Here is a 1,030-nt window from a genome sequence, read left to right on the forward strand (position 1 = left end):
GGCGAAGCTGAGAACTTAAGCGCCAGTAAACGGCGGTGGTAACTATAACCATCCTAAGGTAGCGAAATTCCTTGTCGGGTAAGTTCCGACCTGCACGAATGGCGTAACGACTTCTCGACTGTCTCAACCATAGGCCCGGTGAAATTGCATTACGAGTAAAGATGCTCGTTTCGCGCAGCAGGACGGAAAGACCCCGGGACCTTTACTATAGCTTGATATTGGTGTTCGGTTCGGCTTGTGTAGGATAGGTGGGAGACTTTGAAGCCGTGACGCCAGTCATGGTGGAGTCGTCGTTGAAATACCACTCTGGTCGTGCTGGATGTCTAACCTGGGTCCGTGATCCGGATCAGGGACAGTGTCTGGTGGGTAGTTTAACTGGGGCGGTTGCCTCCTAAAGGGTAACGGAGGCGCCCAAAGGTTCCCTCAGCCTGGTTGGCAATCAGGTGTTGAGTGTAAGTGCACAAGGGAGCTTGACTGTGAGACTGACGGGTCGAGCAGGTACGAAAGTAGGGACTAGTGATCCGGCGGTGGCTTGTGGAAGCGCCGTCGCTCAACGGATAAAAGGTACCCCGGGGATAACAGGCTGATCTTCCCCAAGAGTCCATATCGACGGGATGGTTTGGCACCTCGATGTCGGCTCGTCGCATCCTGGGGCTGGAGTAGGTCCCAAGGGTTGGGCTGTTCGCCCATTAAAGCGGTACGCGAGCTGGGTTTAGAACGTCGTGAGACAGTTCGGTCCCTATCCGCTGTGCGCGTAGGAGTGTTGAGAAGGGCTGTCCCTAGTACGAGAGGACCGGGACGGACGAACCTCTGGTGTGCCAGTTGTTCTGCCAAGGGCATGGCTGGTTGGCTACGTTCGGGAGGGATAACCGCTGAAAGCATCTAAGCGGGAAGCCTGCTTCGAGATGAGCACTCCCACCTCCTTGAGAGGGTAAGGCTCCCAGTAGACGACTGGGTTGATAGGCCGGATATGGAAGCCCTGTGAGGGGTGGAGTTGACCGGTACTAATAGGCCGAGGGCTTGTCCTCAG

General features: G+C 55.9%; 1 rRNA gene. It reads left to right on the plus strand.

Annotation, left to right across the window (positions count from 1 at the left end):
- Window positions 1-1,028, plus strand: a 23S ribosomal RNA gene (locus tag ACFC0B_RS40865); the annotation flags it as partial.
- Window positions 1,029-1,030: the final 2 nt, after the last annotated feature.

This window comes from Kitasatospora sp. NPDC056184 (genome assembly GCF_042268405.1).
Lineage (GTDB): Bacteria > Actinomycetota > Actinomycetes > Streptomycetales > Streptomycetaceae > Kitasatospora.